The 23,002-nt window shown below is 67.1% G+C and carries 23 protein-coding genes and 2 pseudogenes; 9 read left to right on the plus strand and 16 right to left on the minus strand.

Going from position 1 to position 23,002, the window contains the following annotated elements; all coding sequences use genetic code 11:
- The first annotated feature begins 8 nt into the window (after positions 1-8).
- Positions 9-722 (plus strand): SMC-Scp complex subunit ScpB, encoded by a 714-nt coding sequence (gene scpB, locus D107_RS0103430; protein WP_018879492.1) that lies wholly within the window; start codon positions 9-11, stop codon positions 720-722.
- Here scpB and D107_RS0103435 read toward each other — a convergent pair.
- Positions 719-1,456: an FKBP-type peptidyl-prolyl cis-trans isomerase gene (locus tag D107_RS0103435; RefSeq protein WP_196799911.1), complete on the minus strand. Its 738-nt coding sequence runs from the start codon at positions 1,454-1,456 to the stop codon at positions 719-721. The genes scpB and D107_RS0103435 overlap by 4 nt on opposite strands.
- Before the next feature lie 330 nt (positions 1,457-1,786).
- On the opposite strand from D107_RS0103435, the gene D107_RS0103440 reads away from it, so the two are divergent.
- Both D107_RS0103440 and D107_RS0103445 read left to right on the plus strand, forming a co-directional pair.
- Entirely contained in the window at positions 1,787-3,118 is a 1,332-nt protein-coding gene (locus D107_RS0103440; RefSeq protein WP_018880781.1) for a sulfite oxidase, read from the plus strand.
- A gap of 9 nt (positions 3,119-3,127) precedes the next feature.
- Positions 3,128-3,454, plus strand: a complete 327-nt coding sequence (locus D107_RS0103445; protein ID WP_018879495.1) for a hypothetical protein — start codon at positions 3,128-3,130, stop codon at positions 3,452-3,454.
- Between the two features lie 109 nt (positions 3,455-3,563).
- On the opposite strand, the gene rlmKL is transcribed toward D107_RS0103445, so the two are convergent.
- From rlmKL to D107_RS13280, 7 genes and pseudogenes are all read right to left on the minus strand, one after another.
- Positions 3,564-5,786 carry a bifunctional 23S rRNA (guanine(2069)-N(7))-methyltransferase RlmK/23S rRNA (guanine(2445)-N(2))-methyltransferase RlmL gene (rlmKL, locus tag D107_RS0103450; RefSeq protein ID WP_018880782.1) on the minus strand — a complete coding sequence of 741 codons (2,223 nt, stop codon included), beginning with the start codon at positions 5,784-5,786 and terminating at the stop codon, positions 3,564-3,566.
- Positions 5,787-5,853: 67 nt separating this feature from the next.
- Positions 5,854-6,642, minus strand: coding sequence for an ABC transporter permease (locus tag D107_RS0103455; RefSeq protein WP_018876190.1), 789 nt, complete (start codon positions 6,640-6,642; stop codon positions 5,854-5,856).
- The gene (locus D107_RS0103460) at positions 6,642-7,547 is read right to left on the minus strand and encodes an ABC transporter ATP-binding protein (protein ID WP_018880783.1); all 906 of its coding nucleotides are present in this window, start codon (positions 7,545-7,547) and stop codon (positions 6,642-6,644) included. Before D107_RS0103460 ends, D107_RS0103455 begins: the two co-directional genes overlap by 1 nt.
- A 132-nt stretch (positions 7,548-7,679) precedes the next feature.
- Positions 7,680-8,126 carry a DsrE family protein gene (locus D107_RS0103465; RefSeq protein ID WP_019583198.1) on the minus strand — a complete coding sequence of 149 codons (447 nt, stop codon included), beginning with the start codon at positions 8,124-8,126 and terminating at the stop codon, positions 7,680-7,682.
- Between the two features lie 282 nt (positions 8,127-8,408).
- Positions 8,409-8,858: a DsrE family protein gene (locus D107_RS0103470; RefSeq protein WP_018866508.1), complete on the minus strand. Its 450-nt coding sequence runs from the start codon at positions 8,856-8,858 to the stop codon at positions 8,409-8,411.
- A gap of 197 nt (positions 8,859-9,055) precedes the next feature.
- Positions 9,056-9,385: pseudogene (locus D107_RS13275) on the minus strand (EamA/RhaT family transporter); the annotation flags it as partial.
- A gap of 284 nt (positions 9,386-9,669) precedes the next feature.
- Positions 9,670-10,200, minus strand: a pseudogene (locus D107_RS13280) (EamA family transporter); the annotation flags it as partial.
- 76 nt (positions 10,201-10,276) lie between these two features.
- On the opposite strand from D107_RS13280, the gene D107_RS0103480 reads away from it, so the two are divergent.
- Positions 10,277-11,185, plus strand: a complete 909-nt coding sequence (locus D107_RS0103480; RefSeq protein ID WP_018880784.1) for an NAD(P)-dependent oxidoreductase — start codon at positions 10,277-10,279, stop codon at positions 11,183-11,185.
- Positions 11,186-11,189: 4 nt separating this feature from the next.
- Here D107_RS0103480 and D107_RS0103485 read toward each other — a convergent pair whose 3' ends face one another.
- The 3 genes from D107_RS0103485 to D107_RS0103495 all read right to left on the minus strand — a co-directional run bounded on the left by D107_RS0103485 (position 11,190) and on the right by D107_RS0103495 (position 14,617).
- Positions 11,190-12,491: an NRAMP family divalent metal transporter gene (locus tag D107_RS0103485; protein ID WP_018880785.1), complete on the minus strand. Its 1,302-nt coding sequence runs from the start codon at positions 12,489-12,491 to the stop codon at positions 11,190-11,192.
- Positions 12,488-14,023 (minus strand): GGDEF domain-containing protein, encoded by a 1,536-nt coding sequence (locus D107_RS0103490; RefSeq protein ID WP_018880786.1) that lies wholly within the window; start codon positions 14,021-14,023, stop codon positions 12,488-12,490. Before D107_RS0103490 ends, D107_RS0103485 begins: the two co-directional genes overlap by 4 nt.
- A 360-nt stretch (positions 14,024-14,383) precedes the next feature.
- Complete coding sequence (locus D107_RS0103495) at positions 14,384-14,617, minus strand: hypothetical protein (RefSeq protein ID WP_018866512.1); 234 nt, start codon at positions 14,615-14,617, stop codon at positions 14,384-14,386.
- Positions 14,618-14,755: 138 nt separating this feature from the next.
- On the opposite strand from D107_RS0103495, the gene D107_RS0103500 reads away from it, so the two are divergent.
- From D107_RS0103500 to D107_RS0103515, 4 genes are all read left to right on the plus strand, one after another.
- A complete protein-coding gene (locus D107_RS0103500; protein ID WP_018880787.1) occupies positions 14,756-16,075 on the plus strand; it encodes a rhodanese-like domain-containing protein in 1,320 nt (439 codons plus the stop codon).
- Positions 16,076-16,445: 370 nt separating this feature from the next.
- Positions 16,446-17,057 carry a TetR/AcrR family transcriptional regulator gene (locus D107_RS0103505; RefSeq protein ID WP_018880788.1) on the plus strand — a complete coding sequence of 204 codons (612 nt, stop codon included), beginning with the start codon at positions 16,446-16,448 and terminating at the stop codon, positions 17,055-17,057.
- A 38-nt stretch (positions 17,058-17,095) separates the two neighbouring features.
- The gene (locus tag D107_RS0103510) at positions 17,096-17,587 is read left to right on the plus strand and encodes a DsrE family protein (RefSeq protein WP_018880789.1); all 492 of its coding nucleotides are present in this window, start codon (positions 17,096-17,098) and stop codon (positions 17,585-17,587) included.
- A gap of 72 nt (positions 17,588-17,659) precedes the next feature.
- Positions 17,660-18,160: a DsrE family protein gene (locus D107_RS0103515; RefSeq protein ID WP_026280733.1), complete on the plus strand. Its 501-nt coding sequence runs from the start codon at positions 17,660-17,662 to the stop codon at positions 18,158-18,160.
- Positions 18,161-18,242: 82 nt separating this feature from the next.
- On the opposite strand, the gene D107_RS0103520 is transcribed toward D107_RS0103515, so the two are convergent.
- The 5 genes from D107_RS0103520 to D107_RS0103540 all read right to left on the minus strand — a co-directional run bounded on the left by D107_RS0103520 (position 18,243) and on the right by D107_RS0103540 (position 21,394).
- The gene (locus D107_RS0103520) at positions 18,243-19,010 is read right to left on the minus strand and encodes an ABC transporter permease (RefSeq protein WP_018866517.1); all 768 of its coding nucleotides are present in this window, start codon (positions 19,008-19,010) and stop codon (positions 18,243-18,245) included.
- Positions 19,007-19,975 carry a daunorubicin resistance protein DrrA family ABC transporter ATP-binding protein gene (locus D107_RS0103525; RefSeq protein ID WP_018880791.1) on the minus strand — a complete coding sequence of 323 codons (969 nt, stop codon included), beginning with the start codon at positions 19,973-19,975 and terminating at the stop codon, positions 19,007-19,009. Before D107_RS0103525 ends, D107_RS0103520 begins: the two co-directional genes overlap by 4 nt.
- Before the next feature lie 95 nt (positions 19,976-20,070).
- Positions 20,071-20,481: a large-conductance mechanosensitive channel protein MscL gene (gene mscL / locus D107_RS0103530; protein ID WP_018880792.1), complete on the minus strand. Its 411-nt coding sequence runs from the start codon at positions 20,479-20,481 to the stop codon at positions 20,071-20,073.
- 80 nt (positions 20,482-20,561) lie between these two features.
- Positions 20,562-20,909: an antibiotic biosynthesis monooxygenase gene (locus D107_RS0103535; RefSeq protein ID WP_018879508.1), complete on the minus strand. Its 348-nt coding sequence runs from the start codon at positions 20,907-20,909 to the stop codon at positions 20,562-20,564.
- A 119-nt stretch (positions 20,910-21,028) separates the two neighbouring features.
- A complete protein-coding gene (locus tag D107_RS0103540; RefSeq protein WP_018879509.1) occupies positions 21,029-21,394 on the minus strand; it encodes a rhodanese-like domain-containing protein in 366 nt (121 codons plus the stop codon).
- 177 nt (positions 21,395-21,571) lie between these two features.
- On the opposite strand from D107_RS0103540, the gene D107_RS0103545 reads away from it, so the two are divergent.
- Positions 21,572-22,903, plus strand: coding sequence for an ethylbenzene dehydrogenase-related protein (locus tag D107_RS0103545; RefSeq protein ID WP_018880793.1), 1,332 nt, complete (start codon positions 21,572-21,574; stop codon positions 22,901-22,903).
- The last annotated feature ends 99 nt before the right edge of the window (positions 22,904-23,002 follow it).

The raw sequence follows: 23,002 nt of genomic DNA on the forward strand, positions 1-23,002 counted from the left end.
GCGACACGATGGATTCAACGATCCACGCACCCGTGGCGGCCGCAGATGACGATCAGCTGCGGGCCGTCGAGCTGGCGGTGGAGGCGGTCCTGTTCGCGGCCGCCGAGCCCGTCGCCCCCCGCGACCTGAAGGCGGCCTGCGAGGACCTCGGCGAGATCGATCAGGCGTTACTCGAACAGGCGCTGGGCCGTCTTGAGGAGCGCTACCGGGACCGCGCCATTGAACTGGTGCGCTCCGCCGGGGGCTATCGCTTCCGCGTGCGCTCGCGTTTCTCTGCCACCGTACAGGCGGCCCAGCCCGAACGCCCGGCGCGCCTGTCGCGGGCGCTGCTGGAGACGCTGGCGATTATCGCCTACCGCCAGCCGGTCACGCGCGCGGAGATCGAGGCCGTGCGCGGGGTGGCGGTCAGCTCGGGCATTATGCGCACGCTGCAGGAGCGCGAATGGGTGCGCGTGGTGGGTCACAAGGAGGTCCCCGGACGCCCGGCGCTGTATGCGACCACGCGCGGCTTTCTGGACGACCTGGGGCTCAAGCGCCTGGAGGAGCTGCCGCCGCTGGACCAGATCCGCGATCTGGCCGACGTGGCGTCGGACGCGGGGCTGAGCCTGGCCCCGCCGGAAGCGGAAGAAGACGCTGGCCCGGGCACGAACCAGCGGCTGGATTTCGACGTCGCAGACGCCGAGCCGGAACCGGACTCCCGGTCCGGCTCAGCCCATAGTTAGCACTGGGCCGTTTCGGCCGCCTCGGGGCAGTCGTGCTGCACCAGACGGTTCTCGGCCAACCACTCCATGATGCCGTCGGTCACGTTGTAGAGGTTGTCGTAGCCGAGACCGTCCGCCAGCGCGCGGGCGAGGGCGCTCGTCCGGTTGCCCACGCGGCAGATCAGCACGACCTCTTCGTCCGGGTCCACCAGGTCGGTGAAGCGTTGCCCGAACTCCGGATGCAGGTCGCCGTTCTCGTCGAAAGCGGTAATGCGATGGCTGCCCTCGATCACGCCGGTCTCCGCCCACTCGTCCGGCCGGCGGATGTCGACGATTGTCGCGCCTTCCTCGATCTTCTCCGCCAGTCCCTCGTTGTCCAGGCCACTGAAGGGCGCCCGCTCGACCTCCAGCACCTCGACCTCGAAGCGCAGCGTGGCGTTGGACGGGATGATGTTGCCCGCGCCGCGTTCGCCGTAGCCAAGCTCCGGCGGGATCACGATCTCGCGCTTGCCACCCTCGCGCATGCCCATCACCCCCTGTTCGAAGCCGGGGATGACCTGGCCCCGGCCGAGGGTCAGCGCGAACGGTCTATCGGTCTCGCGACTGGAGTCGAACACGCTGCCGTCGTCTTCGAGGGTGCCGGTGTAATGCAGGATCGCCGTGTCGTGGCGAACGATCTCTGGACCCTCCCCGCGTTCCACCTCGTGGATTTCGATGGAAGGCTCGTATTCCGCACTGGCGGTTCCCGTGACCATCAGGGCCGCAACCAGCGCAGCCGAAAACATAACAATAGGGGTATATACGAACTGATGAATTCGGTTCTTCATTATGTAGATTCCGCTAATATTAAAAATTTGTGATAAGTCTTTATTGTCAGTGACTTGCGGTTTCTTTGTGGTCGGCATTCTATACCGTATTCCGGGCCCCGAATACAGGTGTTAGAGGAGGCATTCTGGAATCCGTAAAAAATCCCGATATTTTATTGCAGGTTTTTAGAACATGTACTAAAAATTCACTCGGCTGTCTCAGGGAGAGAGGGGCAGCACATGCGATTTCGATCCGAAGTACAAGCCGGAGGCTGGCAAATGACAGACCACAAGAACGATCATACCGAGCTGCAAAACAAATCCGAAGAAGCGATCAAGGAAACCGGGGAGCTGACCGAGACGGGCGCGGCCCGTCGTAGCTTCCTGGGCAAACTGGGCAAGGGCGGCGCCGCCCTGGCCGTGTTCGGCATGGGGGCGGAGACCGCCATGCAGACCATGTTCAACCGCAGCACCCTGTCGAGCGCCGTCGCCGCCGGCATCGAGGGCTTCCACGTGGAAGGCAAGGTGGACGGGTTCATCTGGCTGAATGATCGCCCGATCAACGGCGAGCTGCCGCCGCACCTGCTGCACGACGAGGTCACCCCGTTCCCCAACATGTTCATCCGTAACAACGGCGTCCCGCCGGAAAAGGCCGGCATCGATGCCGCGGCCTGGACCCTCACCGTGCACGGTGAGGCGGCAAATCAGGAGAAGTCCTATACGATCGCCGATCTCAAGGAGAAGTTCGAGCACCATACCCTGCAGATCTGGATCGAGTGTGGCGGCAACGGCCGTGCCGCATTCGAGCCGTCCCCGCGTGGCAACCAGTGGGATCTGGGCGCGGTCGGCTGCCCGACCTGGACCGGTGTGCGCCTGCGCGACGTGCTGGAAGACGTCGGCTACGACGCGGACAAGGCCGTGTACATTGGCTACAAGGCGGGCGATGCCCACCTCAGCGGTCGCGACGACCTGGACGCGCTCTCCCGTGGCTGCCCGATGCGCAAGGCCCTGGAGGACGAGACCATCATTGCCTGGGCGATGAATGGCGAGGACATCCCGGAACAGCACGGCTACCCGCTGCGCCTGATTACGCCCGGCTTCCCGGGTTCCGCCAGTGGCAAGTGGCTGACCGAGATCCTGGTGCGCGACCGCGAGCATGACGGTCAGGGCATGACCGGCCACAGCTACCGCATGCCGCGTCATCCGGTGGAACCGGGCGCCGACGTGCCGAATGAGGACATGGTCGTCCTCGAGGAAATGCCGGTGAAGTCGCTGATCACGTATCCGCAGACCGGCGTCGAGACCACGGCTGGCAGCACGCTGAAGGTCGCAGGCAAGGCCTGGGATGGCTACGGCGACGTCGAGGAGCTCCACGTGTCGACCGACTACGGGGTAACCTGGCAGAAGGCCGACCTGAAGCGGCCGGTCAACAAGTTTGCCTGGCAGACCTGGGAGGCCGAGATCGAGTTCCCCGAACAGGGCTTCTACCAGGTGTGGGCCGTGGCCACCAACAGCAAGGGTGACCGCCAGCCAATGGTGCTGCCGGGCTGGAACCCGCGCGGTTACGGCAACAACAAGGCCCACCACATCGATGTCCGAGTCAAAGCGTAAGGAGCACGAATGAAGTCGAAGATGGTCCTGTTGTTGCCGGCCATCCTCGGCCTCCTCTGGGTGGCGCCCGCGATCGCGGGCGACCACGTCGAGGCCGCCGAGGAGTACGAGACCGATCCGGAAACCGGCCTGCTCAAGGCCCCGGGGTTCGATACCGTCAAGAATAATTGCACGGTCTGCCACTCGGCCCGGTTGTTCACGAGCCGCGGGTACACCCGCAAGATCTGGCTGGAACAGATCCGCTGGATGCAGGACACCCAGGGGCTCTGGGAGTTTTCTCCCGAAGTGGAGGAAGAGATCCTGGACTACCTGGAGACCTACTACCCACCGCGTTGATTCCGACACGGTGATGACGAAACGCCCCGGCTGGTCCGGGGCGTTTTTTTGGGCGCTTGCCTGTTGGCGGGGCATCGCGCGGGTCGGCGGAAGCGTCCCGGCGATCCGGCTATCCGTCGTTGGCGGGTGTGATGGCCCAGCAGCGGTGGGGTGGCGGCGGGCGGCGGAAGTCCTCGTCGAGGGTCTCGCGGGTGATGTCGCGGGCCTGGAGGCCGGTCAGCGCGGCGTGGTCCAGCTCGAAGCGGCGACGATTGGTGGAAAAGTACAGGATGCCGTCCGGGGTAAGCAGGCGCGCCGCCGCCAGGATCAGTTGGACGTGGTCGCGCTGCACCTCGAAGTCTTCCTCGGTGCGCTTGGAATTGGAGAAAGTCGGCGGGTCGAGGAAGATCCGCTCGAAGACCATGCCCGGGGTGTCCGCGGTCCCCTCCAGCCAGCGGACCACGTCCTCGCGCAGCAGGGCGTGGGTGCCAGGTTGGCGGCGGCTGCGGCCATCGCGGATCTCGGCCTCCAGGCCGTTGGCGCGGAAGTTCGCCTCGGCCCATTCCAGGTAGGTGTTGGACAGGTCCACGGACACGGTCTGGCGTGCCCCGCCGATCGCCGCGTGCACGCTGACCGCGGCGGTGTAGCAGAACAGGTTCAGCAGGCGCAGGCCGCGGCATTCCTCTTGCAGCCGGCGCCGCATCGGGCGGTGGTCGAGGAACAGCCCGGAATCCAGATAGGCATCCAGGTCCACCCGCAGGCGGCAGCCGTGTTCCATGACCGTGAACGGCGCAGCTTCGGCGGTTTCGGCGCGCTGGTACTGTGAACGCCCCTTCTGTGCCCGGCGCTGCTTGTAGTGCAGGTGCGCGGGTTCGACGCCGGTGACCTCCAGGGTGGCGGCCAGTGCGCCGCGCAGGCGGGCCTCGGCGCGGGCGGGCTCGACGCTGGCGGGGGCGGCGAACTCCTGCACATGCAGATGCAGCGTCCCGTCTTCCGCCTCGTAGCGGTCAATCTGCAGGGGATATTCGGCCAGGTCGGAATCGTAGATGCGGTAGCAGGTGATGCCCTGGCGCCGCGCCCAGCGGGTCAGGTGACGCAGGTTCTTCTGCAGCCGGTTGGCGAAGTCCGGCGCCGGGTCAGCCGGCGGTTCCTCGCGCCGATGGATCTCGAACTGGAGCAGGTGGCAGGCGAGGGTGCCGTTGTAGAAGCGGTGCTTGTGGCTGGCGCGCAGGCCCAGGCGCTGCGAGTCGGTGGTGTCCGCGACCAGCAGGGCGACATGCCAGCCGCCAAACGCGCTGCGTAGGCGCTCGCCCAGCAGGCTGTAGAGCTTGATCAGCTCCGGTGTGTTGCCGATGCGTTCGCCGTAAGGCGGGTTGCTGACCAGCACGCCGTGATCGGCCGGGGGTTCCAGGGTCAGGGCATCGGCCTGATCGAAGCGCGTGCAGTCGTCCACACCCGCGGCCCGCGCCGCCTTGCGGGAGGCGGCCACCGCGCCCCGGTCGCGGTCGCTGCCCAGCAGGGGCGGGCCCTGCCAGGGGCGCACGGTATCGCGGGCCTCGGCCAGGCAGCGGTCCCAGAGCTCCGCATCATGGCCGGACCAGCCCTGGGCCCGGAACCCCTCGCGCAACAGCCCCGGTGCGGTACGGGTCGCCATCAGCGCCGCTTCGATCACCAGCGTCCCGCTGCCGCAGAACGGGTCGAGGAACGGCGCGTCCGGATGGGCCTCCAGGTGCTCCGGCCAGCCGGCGCGCATCAGCAGCGCGGCGGCCAGGTTCTCGCGCAGCGGGGCCTGGCCGCCCGCGCCGCGATAGCCGCGCCGGTGCAGGCCCCCGTTACCGATGTCCAGGCTCAGCTGCGCCTGCCGACCCTGCAGTTGCAGCAGTACGCGTACGTCCGGGTCGGCCGCGTCCACGTCGGGGCGTTCGCCGGTGGCGGCGCGAAAGGCGTCGGCGATGCCGTCCTTCACCCGCACCCCGGCGAAATGGGTATGCCGGATGTGCGAGCTCTTGCCCGTCACGTCCACCGCGAAGGTGGCCTCGAGACCGAACAGGGCGGGCCAGTCCAGGGCCCGGCTGGCGGCATGGCAGGCATCGCCGTCCGGTTCGTCGAAGCGCGCCAGGGGCAGCAGGATGCGGCTGGCCACCCGGCTGCCGAGCAGGCAGCGGTACAGCGTGGCAAGGTCCGCCCGGAAGTGGATGCCGGCGCGGTCCTCGCGCAGATCCGTCGCGCCGAAGCCCTCCAGCTCGCGCGTGACCAGCGGGGCCAGCCCGCCGGCGGCGGTCGCGAGATACACGCGGGTGGTGGCCGCCGGGTCGTAGGGCAGGATCGTGTCGTCGGCAGGGGTGTCGGTCATTGCGGGCTCGGACAGGCAGGGCGGGAAGGCCGCTTATTCTGGCACACCCGGCGGCGCGTTCGGCCCCTCAGCGCAGCAGGCGGCGGCGGATCAGGAAGGTCGCGAGGATGATGGCGCCGACGCCGTAGGCGGTGATCACGGCCAGATGCGGGAGCCACGCGTCCGGCCAGGCGCCGGTCATCAGCGGGCGCACGATCTCCAGCACATGCGCCAGCGGGAGGGCCAGCGCAAGGCCCTGCACCCAGCCGGGCAGCTCGGTCAGCGGGAAGAACACCCCGGAGAGCAGGAGCATGGGGGTGACGGCCAGGGTGAAGTAGTAGAGAAAGAAGTCGTAGCTGCGCGCCAGCGCGGTGATCACCAGGGCCAGGGCGCCGAAGGTGAACGCGGCGAGGAAGATCACCGGGAGCGCGAGCAGCGCGCGGGCATCGCTGACCAGCCCCAGCAGGCTGGCGACGACCAGGATGGTGATGGCACTGATCAGGCCCTTGGTCGCCGCCCAGACGGCCTCGGCGAAGACGATGTCGTCGAGCGTGAGCGGCGTGGCGAGCATGCCCAGCCAGGTGTTCTGCTCCGCCATGCGGGTGTAGGCGGAATACATGCCCTCGAAGCTGGCGGTGAACATCGCGGAGGAACAGATGATGCCGGAGGCGATGAAGACCATATAGCGCATGCCGTCGAGGTCGCCGACCAGGCTGCCGAAACCGTAGCCAAACGCCAGCAGGTACAGGATCGGCTCGCCGAAGTTGCCGAGCATCGACGGCACGATCAGCTTGCGCCAGACCAGCGCATTGCGTCGCCAGACCGCGACAAAGCGCAGGCTGGGGCGGGGCAGCAGGGGCATCGCGGGATGGGCCATCAGTCGCGCAGTTCGTGTCCGGTGAGTTTCAGGAAGACGTCTTCCAGGTCGGCCTCGCGCAGGGTGGGCTCGTGGCCGAGCGCGCGCAGACGTTCGCGCAGGCGGTCCGGCTCGGTCGTGTAGACCAGCCAGGTATCGGCCACCTGGTGGGCGCGGTCCTTCGCCCCCAGTTCGCGCTGCAGCACATCGCCGGCCCCGGCCCCGCCCACGGTCAGCACCCAGGGTTCGATGTGCTCGGCGATCAGACGGCTGGGGGCGTCACAGGCGATGATGCGGCCGTGGTCGATGATCGCGATGCGATCGCACAGCTCCTGGGCCTCCTCCATGTAGTGCGTGGTCAGCACCAACGTGACCCCGGAGGCGCGCAGCGCCCGCAGCTGGCGCCACAGGTGATGGCGGGCCTGCGGGTCCAGCCCGGTGGTGGGTTCGTCCAGGACGACCACCTCCGGCTCGTTGATCAGGGCGCGTGCCAGGGTCAGGCGTCGCTTCATGCCGCCGGACAGGGCGTCGATACGCGCGCCGCGCTTGTCGTTCAGGTTGACCTGCTCCAGCAGCCGGTCAATGCGCGCCTCCACCGTTGGTCCGGCCAGGCCGAAGTAGGCAGCGTAGGTGCGCATGTTCTCGATCACGGTGAAGTCGGGGTCGAGGGTGTCGAACTGCGGCACGATGCCCAGTCGTTCGCGCACGGCGCGTTCGCCCTCGGGCATCGGCAGGCCCAGGACCTCGACCCGGCCACCGTCGATCGGGGTCATGCCGAGCAGCATGCGCAGGGTGGTGGTCTTGCCGGCCCCGTTGGGACCCAGCAGCCCGAAGAATTCGCCCGGAGCGATCTCGAGGTCCACGCCGTCGACCACGTGGATGCTGTCGTAGGTCTTGCGGAGCTGGTCGATACGGATCGCGGACATGGCGGGGCTCGCGGCGAAGGGGTGCGCATACCATACCGGTTCGGGGGCCTGCTCCCAATGGCCCGGGGCCGCGCCATCAAAAAGGCCCGGATCGTCTGATCCGGGCCGGTCGTTCTGATACCGCTGCCGACGTTACGGACGGCTGTAGGTATAACCCTGGTGCTGCAACCAGGAAATATGGGCCACGCCGCTGGGGATCACGTCGTCCTCGGAGGCATCGAACAGCTCGTCCAGTGCGATGTTGCGCCCGCGCAGGGTGTTCGCGCAGACCTGGAACTCCACGTCCTGCATCTTCAGGTTCTCGATGCGCCCGCGCAGGTTCTCGTTGGTCATCGCGGTCTGGAGCAGGCCGAGGCCATCGCCATGCATGACGACCTTGATGTCCATGTTCTCGGCGCCGACCGCGTTGATGTGGTTCTGGATGTTGCCCATCGCCGCCATGTAGCGCCGTTCGTCATCGTAGTTCACGTGGTAGACGACCTTGTGATAGCCATAGTCGAAGTCGCCCGCGGCGGCCAGGCCGGGGAGGCTCAGCACCATCGCGAGCAGGGCGGGAAGGATCAGTTTCATTGCGTTCATTGCACAGGTTCCTCTCCTGAAACAATCACGAACCCGGGCGGGTCTTGGGTACGCCACGGGGCCTTGCGCCGGGGTTGGCGCGCCGCGACCGGGGGCTTCACTGGGAAGGCGGTCGGCGGCTGTTTATAAGACGCACCGGGCATGCGCCTATTCCCGTCCGGGCGGGCTTGAAGGGGTGTTCTTCGGTTCGGATGGGAGCAAAGAAAAGGGCCCGGGAAGGCCCGGGCCCGAAGCGACGACCGGGAGATGGCGGCCGCCGCGGGGGGAACTTGCCTGAAACGCCTACGGGCGCACGTAGGTGTAGCCCTGCTGCTGCAGATGCGACAGGTGGGCCACGCCGCTCGGGATGATGTCGTCCGCGGAGGCGTCGTAGAGATCATTGGCGATATCGATGTTCCGGCCGACCACGGTGTTGTTGCACACCTGGAAGTCCACGTCCTGCATCTTCAGCTGGTCGACGAAGGCCTTCAGGTCTTCGTTCGACTTGGCGTGCTGCAGCAGGCTGAGCCCGTTTCCATGCATCACTACCTTGATGCTCATGCGGTCGGCGCCAACGGCGTTGATGTGGTTCTGGATATTGCGCATCGCGCCGATCTGACGCTGTTCGTTGTCGTGGTTTACGTGGTAGACCACTTTCTGTTCGGAGTAGCCGTTGTCGTTGGCCAGGGCGGTGCCCGGCAGGACGAATGCGGCAGCGGCCAGGGCCAGCGGAAGGATGTAGCGTTTTTTCATGATCGGGCTCCTGCTTGTGTTCCCGTGTGTTCGTTGTCGATACGCCCGGGGCGTATGTCGCGCTGCAAGCAGCTGACCGGATCCGGTGGCGGGCTTCCATGCCTTTCGTTTCCGGTTACAGGTAGGACGGGAACTATCCGCGATTATTCCGATCAGAATCTAGATAACTGCCTGATCATATGTAGAAAAGTAGAACATTAGGGGATGTTGTTTCGCATGCCCCGGGCGGCGTGCAGGGCCAGGGTCAGGAGTACCAGGCCACCGGCCAGCAGCGTGAAGCGGCCCGGGGCCTCGGCCAGGAACAGCCAGACCCAGAGCGTTCCGAACACCGCCTCCAGGACCAGGAACAGCGCGACCTCGCCGGCCGGCAGGAAACGGGTCGACAGGGCGATCAGCGCGAGTGCCAGAGGGAGCTGGACCAGCCCCATCACGGCGAGTACCGCGAAGCTGTCGAGGCCGATCGCGAGGGGTGCCGCCAGCGGCCACGCGATGACGGCCGCCAGCAACCCGCCCGCCGCGATCACGGCTAGGGAAACACTGATCAATGTTCACGCTCGCGTTGGCACCCCAGGTTTTCCGAGACAAGGCGCGGTGCGCAGCGGGTAGTGGTTCTACCCGCAAGTGGCGCAACGCAGGATCGGGGAACCTGGGGTGCCAACCCCACAAATCATTCAATGCAGGGGCTCGGCCGCTTTTGTGCGCGCACAGCGTTGCGGCTCCCTTGTGCAGAATGACTGCACGGCAGTCACCGCGCCTTGTTCGCACGCAAAAGCGACTCGAGCGCGAGCGTGCACATTGATCAGTGTTTCCCTAGGCGATCCACCCGCGGCGAACGCCGCAGCAACGTCAGGTTGATGCCGACCACGAGCGCGGCCAGCAGCGCAAGCCGGTCCCCCAGCCAGCCCCCGGCCTCCAGCGACCCGGCAAATACGCCGATGATCCCGCCGAGGCAGACCAGCATCGCGACCCAGGTCCGCGGGGGCACCCACTCGCGCAGCAGTACCCCGGAAAACACGGCGGCGAACAGCGGCGAGGCGGCCAGGATCACGACCACGTTGGCGACCGTGGTGTGCAGGATGGCCAGCACGAAAAGGATGGTGGTGGCGGCAAAGCCTGCCGAGACCCAGCCGGCATCCGCGCCGCCCAGGCGCAGGTGGGTCCAGGCCCAGCGCCCGTCGAGGACACGCAGCAACAGGGTCAGGGCAAGCGCCATCAGCAGCCCGCGCCAGAAGACGATGTTCATGCCCTGAGTGTCGGCCAGGCGCACCAGCAGCCCGTCGAAGCTGAGCGCCATCACACCGGTGAAGGCGAGCAGCGAGCCGTGCAGGTGTTCGCGTTGCATGATTCGGGTCACCCTCCATGTGCCGCTTTTCCAGCGGGGTTGTTACAGTGCGTGGGTACCGTTTTCGGAGTGCCCTATGTCCGCATCCCCCATCCCGCCCGAACTGCAGCCGATCGGGGCCATTGGCCTCGGCATCATGGGCGCGCCCATGAACCGCAACCTCCTGGCCGCCGGGGCCGAAGTTCGTGTCTGGGCACGCCGGCCGGAGACGGCGGAAGCACTCGCGCAGGAGGGGGCGCAGTCGTGCGCGAGCCTCCCGGAGCTGGTTCGCGGCGTGCGGGTGCTGGTGCTGAATGTGTCCGATACGCCGGATGTCGAGGCGCTGATGCTGGGCCCGGACGGCATCCTGGAGCACGCCCGCCCCGGCCTGATCGTGATCGACCACAGCACCATCGACCCGATGCGGACGCGCGCCATCGCCCGCGCGGCCGCCGAACGCGAAGTGACCTTCGTGGATGCCCCGGTCTCGGGGGGCGAACCCGGTGCCCGGGCCGGTTCCCTGAGCCTGATGGTAGGCGGCCCCGCCGTGGTGGTCGAGTCGCTGCGCCCGATCTTCGAGGTCGTGGGGTCCACCCTGACGCACGTAGGTGACTGCGGGGCGGGACAGATCGCCAAGGCCTGCAACCAGCTGGTGGTGGGCGAGACGCTGGTCGCGGTGGGCGAGGCCTTCGCGCTGGCGGAGCAGTCGGGTGTGGATCCGGCCCGGGTCCGCGAGGCGCTGATGGGTGGTTTTGCCAGTTCGCGCATCCTGGAGGTGCATGGCCAGCGCCTGCTGGACGGGGACTTCGAGCCGGGGTTCCAGGTCGGGCTGTATCACAAGGACCTGGGCATCATCGCCGATCTGAGCCGGGACCTCGGGCTGGCCACGGAGGGCCTGAGGCCAGTGCGCGAGGCCGTGGATGCAGCACTTGAGGCCGGGCAGGCCCGGCATGACGTGTCGATCCTCGCCCGCTTCTGCGTGCGCGCCGGCGAACCGGCTTCCTGACCGGTCAGAGGACGAAGCGCCAGACCAGCCAGGCCAGCGAAAACCCGGCCAGGAAGATGATGCCGGCCCAGGCCAGGGCACGCAGGCCGGGCCCGGGTCGGGCATCCGCCGGCATATCTGGTGACATCACCGCTCGGAAAGTGATCCAGGCGAGGATCGGGGCCGAGAGGAATGACAGGGTGGTCGCGATATCGACGAAGCGTGTGAACTGCTCGCCGGCGAGCCAGATCAGGGCCAACGCCCCGGTGGCGACGATCAGCAGGGCGATGCGATAGCCCCACCATTCCAGCCGGCCCTCGGCGCCCGTGTCCGGGTCGCTGCTCCGGGGCTGGTGGCTGTTCTCGCGCAGCGCGCGCAGGGTGGCCATGATCACTCGCGGGTAGGCGTCGGTCACGGCCAGGGTGGTGGAGAACATCGTGGTCAGCGCCGCGATCGCGATCAGGGAGCGACTCCATTCGCCCAGGCTCTGGGCGTAGAGATCCACCAGTTGCGCCGAGAAGGCGGCCGCCCCCGGCGCGAAGCCGACGCCGCTGCCGTACATCAGCAGGGCCCCCAGGAGCATGAACACGAGTGCCAGCGCGGTGGCACCGAAGAAGCCCAGCCGGAAGTCGAACACGGCCTCGCGCACACTGGGGTGATGCCCGGTCATGCGTGCGCGCTCCTGGGTCCAGACCGAATGCCAGGCGGCCACGTCCAGCGGGATCGGCATCCATCCCAGCAACGCCAGCACGAAGGCGAGACCGGCCAGGGTCCACAGGTTCGACCATTCCCGGGCGCCGGAGAGCGCATGCCAGTCCGGGGCCTCCTGGAACGCCAGGGCGACCGCGACCACGGTGGAGACACTCAGCGCGGCCATGATGATCTTCATGCCCAGGTCGAGCCCCTTGTAGGCCTCGACCATCAGGAAAGCGATGCAGGCGGCCAGGATCAGCGCGGAGAGCACGACCATCGACAGGTCCAGCCCGAAGACCAGGGCGAACAGCCCCGCGGTGGTCAGTGTCACCACGGCCTGGATGATGAACAGCGTGCCCAGCGTCACCGCGATGTACAGGCCCAGGGCCCAGTTGCCGAGCCGGTGATAGCCGGTCAGCAGGTTGTGCCCGGTGGCGGCCGCGTAGCGTGGCCCGAATTCCAGAAAGGGGTACTTGAACAGGCAGGCCAGGAGCACGATCGGGATCAGCAGCAGCCCGTATTCGGCGCCGCCGCGGGTGGCCTGGACCAGATGCGAGACGCCCACCGCCGCGCCGGCCATCAGCAGGCCGGGTCCGATGGCGGCGCGCAGCGTGGCGCGGGTGGATGCGGTCATGAATCGATGTTTCCTTGATCGGTTGCTGCCGTGTCCGACTGGGGCAGGGCGTCGGTGCTGGCGATGATAATGCGGTCGCGTCCGCTGTTCTTGGCGGCGTACAGGGCCTGGTCGGCGCGGCCCAGCAGCGAATCCGCCGTATCCCCCGGGCGGAAGCTGGCAATGCCGCCGGAGCAGGTCTGGCCGCTGGGCATCGCCGCGCGCAGGCGCTCCAGGATGTGGCGCGTCTGCCGGGCATCCGTATGCGGAAACACGATCACGAACTCCTCCCCGCCGAAGCGCGCCAGCAGGTCCGTGGGGCGCAGGCTCGGGCGCCAGGCGCGGACCATGTCGCGGAGCAGGGCGTCGCCGGCGGCATGGCCGTGGGTGTCGTTGTAGCGCTTGAAGTGATCGATATCCAGGAAGGCCAGGGTCAGTGGTCCGGCATTACGCTCGGCCCGCGCGATTTCGCGGTCCAGTTGTTCCTCCAGGTGGCGACGATTGCCGACCCCGGTCAGCGCGTCGCTGCGGGAGAGGTGTTCCAGTCGCTGCGCCAGTACGTGGGTTTCGCGGAGCAGGCCTGCCATGCGGTACATCACCAGCAGGAACAGCAGGATGGACGCGATCGCGGCCACGCGGATGGTCTCCGTCTCGCCGCCGGCGGTGGCCAGGATCACCATGGGGACCAGCACCGAGGCCGCCCCCAGGATCAGCAGGCGCCGCCCGGAGAGCTCGGCAGGCGAGGTATGGGTTCGCGGTTCCACCCTCGCGGACGGGTGCCATGCGGCCGCCGCGATCAGCGCATAGGCCACGAGCCAGAGGGCGTCGGTCAGCCCGCCTGCCCGGTACCAGCCCGCAGAGTTGCCGTGGGCATACAGCAGGTCGGCGGCCAGATAGGCCAGCATCCCCAGCAGCAGGAAGCTGTGAGCGGTGATGCCCGTACGCTGCAGGAACACCAGGCGCAGCACCAGCACCAGCAGGATGAGATCGGCAACGGGGTAGCCCGTGGAGACCAGCAGTTGCAGCCAGCCGAGTCCGGGGTCGTAGGTGTAGGGGGCGATCAGCAGGGCCCAGCCGAGGACCGCGGCCGAGATCCCCACGATCAGCGCATCCACGAAGGCGCCATCGTTCCGCGCGGCCTGGGCCCCCAGCCGCCACAACGCCACGGCGAACAGCGGGTACACGGCGAGGTAGAAGACATCCGCGGCCGAAGGGAAGGGCTCGAGGCCCTGCAGGTCCAGCCAGTACCAGATGCCGTGCCCCGTGGCGGCCAGTGCCAGCGCGGCGGCGATCAGGGCCCAGGACGAGGCGGCGAACGGGCGTTGAGGGCGCAGGGTGGCGAGGGCAACGGCCACCGCGGCGCCGGCGGTCGTGATGACGTAGAGGGCGCTGGCCAGCGGGCCATGGGGCAGGGCGACATAGGCCATGGCCAGCACCAGGCCGATGCCCAGCAGTACGCCCCAGCCCTCCGGGCGCGGCCGTCGCGCGGTGCGGCGGGCGTCCCTGTTAGCGGCATGCGTGCTGCCACGCTGGATGTCGGCCGATTCCCCCATCGGCCGTATGGTGACAGACCGATGCAGGATTGTCCCGCCTCCGCGGCGGCGCGCGGCTCCCTCCGCAGGGGGGGCCTTAAGGAAACACTGATTGAATCGCACGTCCGCGCTCGAGTCGCTTTTGCGCGCGAACAAGGCGCGGTGACTGCCGTGCAGTCATTCTGCACAAGGGAACCGCAACGCTGTGCGCGCGCAAAAGCGGCCGAGCCCCTGCTTTCACTGGCTTGTGGGGTTGGTGCCCCCTGTTCCCCGATCCTGCGTTGCGCCGCTTGCGGGTAGAACCACTACCCGCTGCACGACGCGCCTTGTCTCGGAAAACAGGGGGCACCAACGCGGACGTGCGATTCAATCAGCGTCTCCTTAAAGGCCGATCAGTTCGGCGTGCACACCGGAGGCGGTGACCGTGTCCAGCAGCTTGCGGCTGTTGATGCGTTGCGGGTCGTACTCCACCACCATCAGGTGCGGGCGTTCGTCGTGGCTGGACGCGGCCATCACGCCCGGGAGTTCGCGCAGGGCATCCTGGATGCGTTCGCGGGCCGCGTGGTCGGTGTCTTCGTCGATGTGGATGGTGACATCCGCCATATGGGTGCTCATTGCGGGCTCCTTCGGCCGCGGGGCCGTGTGCCTACAACATGAATATAGACGCTGCCGGAGGCGGCTCAAGCACCGTGCCTGGCTGCCGCCGCCGCGGAGGGCTATGGTGAAGGGATGGATACGAACCGGAGAATCACCATGCGAGCGATCTGGCTGGGGCTGGCCCTTGCCGCGGTGGGCAGCAGTGCCGCGCAGGCCGATGTGCTGACGGGCGACACGCTGCTGGAGGCCGCGAACGCGGAGATCACCAACATCGACCAGGAGGGCCTGCAGGACCTGATCGCCAGCGAGCCCGACCACGTGGTGATTGATGTGCGCACACGTACCGAGATTGATCACACCGGCGGGCAGATCCGCTCCAGCGAGACGCTGAATATCCCGCGTGGCTGGATCGAGTTCGAGGTGCCCGGCGAGATCCCGGACAAGGACACGCCGATCGTCGTCTACTGCGGCCAGAACCTGCGCAGTGTGGCCGCCGCGCAGACCCTGCAGCAGATGGGCTACACCAATGTGTACAACTACCCCGGCGGCTTTTTCGAGTGGAAAGACGCCGGGCTGCCGCTGTATGTGCTGGACAAGGCCCGCGACTCGTTCCTCTACGACCGCCCGCAGGAGGTGACCGACGGCGTCTGGTCCGCGATCGGCGCGACCCAGCCCTCCACCTACGAGAACTCCGGCCACAACAACAACCTGTCGTTCATCATCACCGATGATGGCGTGGTGGTGATGAACGCCGGCGACAACTACCTGCTGGCCAAGTCGCTGCATCAGGAGATCAAGGAAATCACCGACCAGCCCGTGAAATACGTGGTACTGGAGAATGCCCAGGGCCACGCGATGCTGGGCATGACCTACTGGCAGGAGCAGGGCGCCACGGTGATCGCGCACAACGATGCCTGGCGCGAGATCGAGGCCAATGGTCAGGCGAGCCTGGAAGCGGCCGCCACGCGCACCCGCGACAAGGCGTTCATGACCGAGCTGGGCACGCCGGACGTCACCTTCGCCACCCGCCTGGACCTGGAGATGGGCGGTGAAACCATTCAGATCCTCTACCTCGGGCCGGGCCACGCGCCGGGCGATATCGCCCTCTGGGCGCCGGAGCGCAAGGTCCTGATCACCGGGGACCTGGCGTTCCATCAGCGCATGCTGCCGATCTTCGAATACACCGATACCGCCGGCTGGATCGAGACCTGGCACGAACTGGAGGCCCTGGAGGCCGAGTACATCATCCCCGGCCACGGCGACCCGGTGAACGATTTCGAGGTGCTCCGCCGCTACACCCACGATTATCTCGTGTACCTGCGCGAGGAGGTCCAGCGCATCCTCGACGAGGGCGGCACGCTGAACGATGCCTACAACATCGACCAGACCGCCTACCGCCACCTGGACACCTACGGCGAGCTGCATCGCCAGAACGCCGGCCGCGTGTTCCGCGCCATGGAGTTCGAGGACTTCTGAATCCCAATGCGGAGCGTCCGGGTCCCTCGCCTGTGGGAAGCCAGCCCCTGCCGGCAGGGCGTGGGCAAGGCCTCAATCGCCGAGAGGGCTCGGCTCCTACTGGTCTGGAGTCAGCATTTGCAGGAGGCCAGCCCCCTGGCCGATGGGGCGCTTGCAAAACCGCAATCGGCCGGAAACCCGGGCTCTTTTAAGGGCGAGGGTGTACGTGGATCAGCATTTCCCTGGGAAGTACAGCGCGGGAAGTACACCGCGTACGTGAAGGTCGGTTGTGCGGAGAATGGGTCCTGGCGAGAAGGCAGTGCCGGGTCGCATGTGGCATTTCCCATATCTTCGCGCTAAATTAGAACGAACGTTCGGTTCGGTATGGGCGATGACAGAGAACCCGAAGCAATCCGTGCGCGGCGCCGCGCTGCGCAAACTGGTACTGGATACCGCGCTCGAGCGGTTCAGTCAGGATGGCTATTTCAATACCTCCATCCATGACATCCGGCGTCAGGCCGGTGTCTCCATCGGCTCGATCTATCACCACTTCGGCAACAAGGAGGCGCTGGCCAAGGCGCTGTACGACGCGCTGCTGCAACGCATGGATGCGGGCCTGGCCGAGGTGATGGAGCGCGAGAGCGGTTGCCGCGCACGCTGCGACGGGATCATCGCGTTCCTGTTCCGGGCCGCCACCGAGGCCCCGCAGACGATGCGTTTCGTGCTCGAGGCGCGGCACCGCGAGTTTCTTCCGGACGAGCCGCCGGTGTGCTCCTCGCAGCCGTTCCAGCGCATGCGCGAGTGCATCGAACAGGGCATGGCCGCCGGCGAGGTCCGGCCCATGGAGATCCCGGTGGCGGCCACCGCCGCGTTCGGTGGCGCCATCCGCCTGTTGCACCTGTACCTCGACGGCGTGCTCGAGAAACCCCTGGCGCACTACCTGCCCGAGACCCAGGAGGCCGCCTGGCGCGCCATCGCGATGCCTTCGGCCGAGTGCCCGTAACCCGTTCTGCTATCGATGGCCCCAAAGGAGAATCCCCGATGAAGATCGTTGCATCCCTGTTCCTGCTGCTGACCCTGTCGCTGACCACCCTGAGCGTCCAGGCCGAAACCCCCACCGACGCCCGCGCCCTGGACGGCGTCGAGCAGGGTCGCGTCGTGTTCGACCTGAACAACAACGACCCGGAGCTGCTCGCGCTGTACCTGATGGTGATCCGCGAGACCTTTGAAGACCTGACCGATCAGGGCGTTGAGCCCGACATGATCCTCGCCTTTCGCGGGCGGGCCGTGACCATGGTCTCCGAGGATCGCGAGCGCTTCGAGCTGACGGAGTTCGACCACCTGGATGCGATCGAGGAGCACGTGGCGGCACTGAAGGAGAAGGGCGTGCGCATGGAGTCCTGCGCCGTGGCCACCCGCCTGTTCGGCGTCGAACACGGCGAACTGCTGCCCGGCATCGAGCCGGTGCGCAATACCTTCGTGTCCCTGACCGGTTACCAGGCCCAGGGCTACGCGGTCATCCCGATCTATTGAGCCTGAAGGGTTCGGGTTTCGAGCCCGGGGACGAAACACCCGGGCCTTCACCATAAGAGGAGGAGAACCACCATGCGAAATCGAATGCTGATCCTGTTGCTGGCCGTCCTGTTGCCGTTTGGCCTGGCCTCCACGGCGAGCGCCGAGGGTCTGGACAATCGCGAGGCGACCCAGGGCATCGAGACGATGCGCGCGGTCTACGACATGCGCAAGTCCGACCCCAACGTGATGCTGGCCTACCTGCGCGGCATCGCCACCAACCACGAGAACCTGCTCAAGGAGGGCGTGGAGCCCGATCTGCGCATGGTCTTTATCGCCGAGGCGGTCAAGTTCATCAACACCGACCCGGAGCCCGAGGTTGCGATCGATCACGCCGACACCCTGGAGGAGATCGCGAAGGCGGTGGACCGCCTGGACGAGCTGGGTGTGAAGATGGAGGTCTGCGCCGCCGCGACGCGGGCCTATGGTGTGGACAACGACACCATCCTGGATCCGATCCAGCCGGTGCGCAGCGGCTTCATCGCGGTCATGGGCTATCAGAACCAGGGCTACGCGCTGGTGCCGGTTTACTGATCCCGTAACCCCCTCACACGGGGTCTGCCGGGCCGTCGCGGGAAGCGGCGGCCCTTTTTTGGTCAGCCGACGGGTGCCCCGTTCAGCCGCGCGCCAGTCGGCGGTTGAGCGCATAGACCGACAGCGGCGCGAACACCCCGGCAATGCCCAGGGCCCAGGCCAGCGACCACAGGGCCGGCTGCAGGGCCGGGCCGTCGGCGTTCATCAGGGCGCGGGCGGCCTCCGCCAGCAGCGAGACGGGGTTGGCCTGTACGAAGCCCTGCAGCCAGGTCGGCATCGTGTCCACGGGTACGAACGCGGAGCTGACGAAGGTGACCGGGAACAGCGCGGTAAAGCCAAACAGCTGCACATGCTCCGGGTCGCGCGCGATCACGCCCACCAGCACCATCACCCAGGAAAAGGCCACCGCGAAGCTCAGCACCAGCGCGACCATCGCCAGCAGGTGCGCCCACGAGGTCTCCAGGCGGAAGCCGAGCAGGAACCCGACGATCAGCAACAGGGCGATACACAGCAGTTGCTTGACCACGTCCGCCAGGATGCGTCCGGCCAGCGGCGCCCAGCGCGGGATGGGCAGGGCACGAAAGCGATCGAATACGCCGCGGGTCAGATCGGTGTTCAGGCCGTGGCCGACGTACACGGTCACAAACAGCATGTTCATCACGATCACGCCGGGCAGCACGAACGCCAGATAGTTCTCGGGCGAACCGGCAATGGCCCCGCCGAACACGAACAGGAACAGCACCAGGAACAGGATCGGCTGGATCGAGTAGTCGCCCAGTTCCCAGGGATTGCGGCGTACCTGCACCAGGCTGCGCCAGGCCAGCGCCAGGGTCTGGTCAATGGCGTTCATGCCGCGTCCTCCCCGGCGTCCGGTTCCGCGTGGCCGGCGCCACTGCGCCCGGTCAGGGAGAGGAACACATCATCCAGGCTGGCGCCGCGTAGCCCCAGGTCGACCACCTCGATCCCGGCGTCGTCCAGGCGCCGCAACACGGCGGGAAGCAGCCCGGCATCCTGCACCGGCGCGCTGATCTGCGCCCCCTCGACCTGGGCCGCGCGTCCCGCGAGCTCGGTGACAATCTCGACTGCGCGGTCGCTGGTGGCCGGGTCTGCCACTGTCACGTAGAGGCTGCGCGCCCCGACCCGGGCCTTCAGTTCGGCGGCCGTGCCCTCGGCGATTACGCGGCCCTGATCCAGCACCACGATGGCATCGGCCAGGGCGTCGGCCTCCTCCAGATACTGGGTGGTCAGCAGGACGGTGGTGCCCGCCGCCTGTAACTGGCGCACCCGGTCCCACAGGTCGCGGCGGGCGCGCGGGTCGAGGCCGGTGGACGGCTCGTCCAGGAACAGGATACGCGGCCGTCCAACCAGGCTGGCGGCCAGGTCCAGACGTCGGCGCATGCCCCCGGAGTAGGTCTGCGCGGGGCGTCGCCCGGCCTCCTGCAGCGAGAAGTCCGCGAGCAGCGCGTCCGCACGGGCCCGGGCATCGGCCCGCTTGAGGCCCAGCAGGCGGGCGATCAGGATCAGGTTCTCGCGTCCGGTCAGCTTTTCGTCCACCGAGGCGTACTGGCCGGTCAGGCCGATGATCTCGCGAACCTGCGCGGCCTCGCGGGCCACGTCGAACCCGCCCACGCGGGCCGTGCCGGCGGTGGGCGCGAGCAGGGTGGCCAGCATGCGCACCACGGTGGTCTTGCCGGCGCCGTTCGGCCCCAGCAGGCCCAGGACCTGCCCGGTTGGTACCCGCAGATCGACGCCGTCCACGGCCCGCGTGGCGGCGAAGTCCCGTACCAGTCCCTGTACCTCGATGGCGTTCTCCAAACCTGTCTCCTGATCGGCTCTCCACGCTCGGACGCGGGCGGGGCGACCGGGTTCCGCCGGACAGCCCCGGGTGGTTGGCACCCCAGATTTTTCCCTTAGCCGTCCTGGCGCGCCTTCAGCAGGTCCCGGATCTCGGCCAGCAGCTTCTCCTCGTTACTGGGGGCCGGGGGTTCCGCGGGCCTGGCCTCCTCCTTGTGCTGGAGGCGCGCGATCATCTTGATGGCGGCGAATACCACGGCCGCAATGATCAGAAAGTCCACCACGCGCTTGATGAACACTCCGTAATTGATGGTGACCGCCGCCACGCCATTCTCGGCCTCGCGCAGCACGATCACCAGATCGGAAAAGTCGACCCCGCCAATCAGCAGGCCGATCGGCGGCATCACCACATCCGATACCAGCGACGACACGATCTGGCCGAACGCCAGCCCGATGATCACGCCCACGGCCATATCCACCACGTTGCCGCGCGCCACAAACTGCCTGAATTCGCTCACGATGCCCATGCCCTATCTCCCTTCAGTGGGTAACCCTGAAGCTATAGTCCAGCACGGGGGTAGTTGCGCGACGGGCAGGGCGGCGAGCGTCAGTTTCCGTGTGCGCGGCGCGAGTCGTCCGGGGCCTGGTCGCGCTCGTGCATGCCGTAGTCGCGCACGACTTCGGCCACGCGCAGGCGATAGTCGGCGAAGATGCCGCCGCGCCCGGCCGCCTGCACCTGACGGTGTTCCTCGAGGTTGCGCCATTCCCGCACCGCGGCCTCGTCCCGCCAGAAGGACAGCGACAGCACCTTGCCCGGCTGGCTCAGGCTTTCGAAACGTTCGATGGAGATGAATCCGTCGACGTCCTTCAGGTGTTCGCGCAGGCTCGCTGCCGCATCCAGGTAATCCTGCTTGCGTTCGGAATGGGGCTCGACTTCAAAGATCACGGCAATCATGGCGGCTTCGCTTTCAGAAAGACGAGGGCCGATTTAACCATGCGCGCAGGCGCAAGGTGGAAGCTGCGCCCACCCGCGGAGGCTCGGGCGCACGGCCTGTCATCGATCAGGGGGATTACTCATTTTTCCGGGGTGTCATCCGGGTCCTGATAGGCGCGCAGTCCGCCCGCGATGGACTGGACATTGGTGTAGCCCATATCCACCAGCTGGGCCGCCGCCAGTGCCCCGCGGTTGCCACCATTGCAGAAGCAGACCAGGGGAGCGCCCTTGTCAGGCACCACCCCCTCGATCTGGCGGGTGATGGAATCCAGCGCCACGTTGCGGGCGTTCGGAAGGCTACCCTTCTGGTACTCCTCCGGTTCGCGTACATCAATGGCAATGGCACCGGATGCCAGGTGGCCGTCTACCTGTTTCGGCTCAATTTCCTCGATGCGCTCGCGCGCGGCCTGTGCGCGTTGGAGAAACGCTTCGTCGTGGTGATCCATCCAGGTCTCCTTCGTTGAGGGTTTGTTGAGGGTGTGCGGCTCCTGCCGGGTGCGGGTGCCAGCGTTGCACGGCCTCTGGCCGTGATCTCTGTCGGGACACCCGGCAGGAACTGGCTAATTCCCTTGTGGTCGTAGGGAGTTCAAAATATCTTCAAAGCCATATATAGGGAGAGCCACATGAAGAAAACGCTGATGGCCCTTGCGGTCGCCGCCGCCTGCCCGGCTCTGGCGCTGGCCGAACCCCGTGTCGTGGACACCGATCGTAATGTCTTTATTCCCGCCGAAGAGGATGCCCGCGCGGTTCTGCGGGTCGCCGCGGTCTATAACGACGAAGACTTCCGCATCCATTACGAGTACGAGACCGATACGCCCAGCTGGTATCACCAGGTCTGGCGCTACGAGGATGGCGAGTGGGTGCGCTACGGATCCGGCGGCCCGGGGCCGGACGAGCACGGCCTGTACGAGGACCGGATCTCCATGATGCTGGACGACGGCAAGGTGGAGGGTTTCGACCGCATGGGCGGATGGATTACCGCGCACGACGGTATGCGCAGCCTGACCTCCGAGGTGGACGCGGATGCCGTTCGCGAGCATCCCAAGCTGGGCGGCGACCTCGGGCGCAGCGACGTGCGCAAGTACCTCCCGCAGACCCGCGTCACGGAGGATCCGGAAGAGGTCTCCTGGGATCAGGTCATCGATGACGAGGCCCTGGAACAGTTGCAGTCCGACGGTGTGTTCCTCGACCTGTGGCAGTGGCGCTCCCACCGCAGCCACCCGATGGGCTACGCGGACAACAACTACGTGCTGCACTACCGCCTGTCGTCCGAGGGCACCAGCATGTTCACGACCAACTGGGATGACGACGCCGATCAGCCTGCCTGGATGTTCGATCCGGAGCAGGTCGGAGCCCCCGCTCTGGAGTGGGAGGCCCTGATCGCCCGCGAGTACGGCCAGGACGATGCTTATTACATCCACGAGGGCAACGCAATCGCCTTCGATCCGGACCACGACTGGCAGGAAGGCGATGTGATCCCGCAGCGGTTCCTGCGGGAGCCGAGCGGCAGCCGCGGCGCGATCCGTGCCGATGGTGGCTACGAAGACGGCGCCTGGCGGATTGCACTCACCCGCACGCTGGAGGCCCCCAACGCCCGGGACAGCAAGACCCTGGAACATGGCGCGTCCTACAACGTCGCCTTCGCGGTTCACAGTGCCGCGGGCGCGCGCTGGCACCTGGTCTCGCTGCCGATGACCCTGGGGCTGGAAGACGGGGAGGCCGACATCGTCGCTCGCCGTGTCGATGGGGACCTGGACGAAGCCGACCTGGAATGGACCGAGGTGGAGGTGTTCTACCCGGGTCAGATCACCTATCAGTTCCTGCACAGCGACGACCACCCGGGCGGCACGCTGGTGCGCGAGGGCGAGAAGGGCGTGCGTGATCAGCACGATCTAGACACCCTGCCGGGCTTCATAGTCGACATGGAGCAGCAGCTCCTGCGCGACGCAGACTGAGCCGGCGCGGGTCGGCACCACGCGCGCTCAGACCCGGACTCGTCTGGTGTCGACACTCTCGGCCGTGGAAGGGGTGCGCCCGACGCCCTTGCGCCACCA

Origin of the sequence: Thioalkalivibrio sp. ALE30, assembly GCF_000377465.1 — a bacterium.
Classification (GTDB): domain Bacteria; phylum Pseudomonadota; class Gammaproteobacteria; order Ectothiorhodospirales; family Ectothiorhodospiraceae; genus Thioalkalivibrio.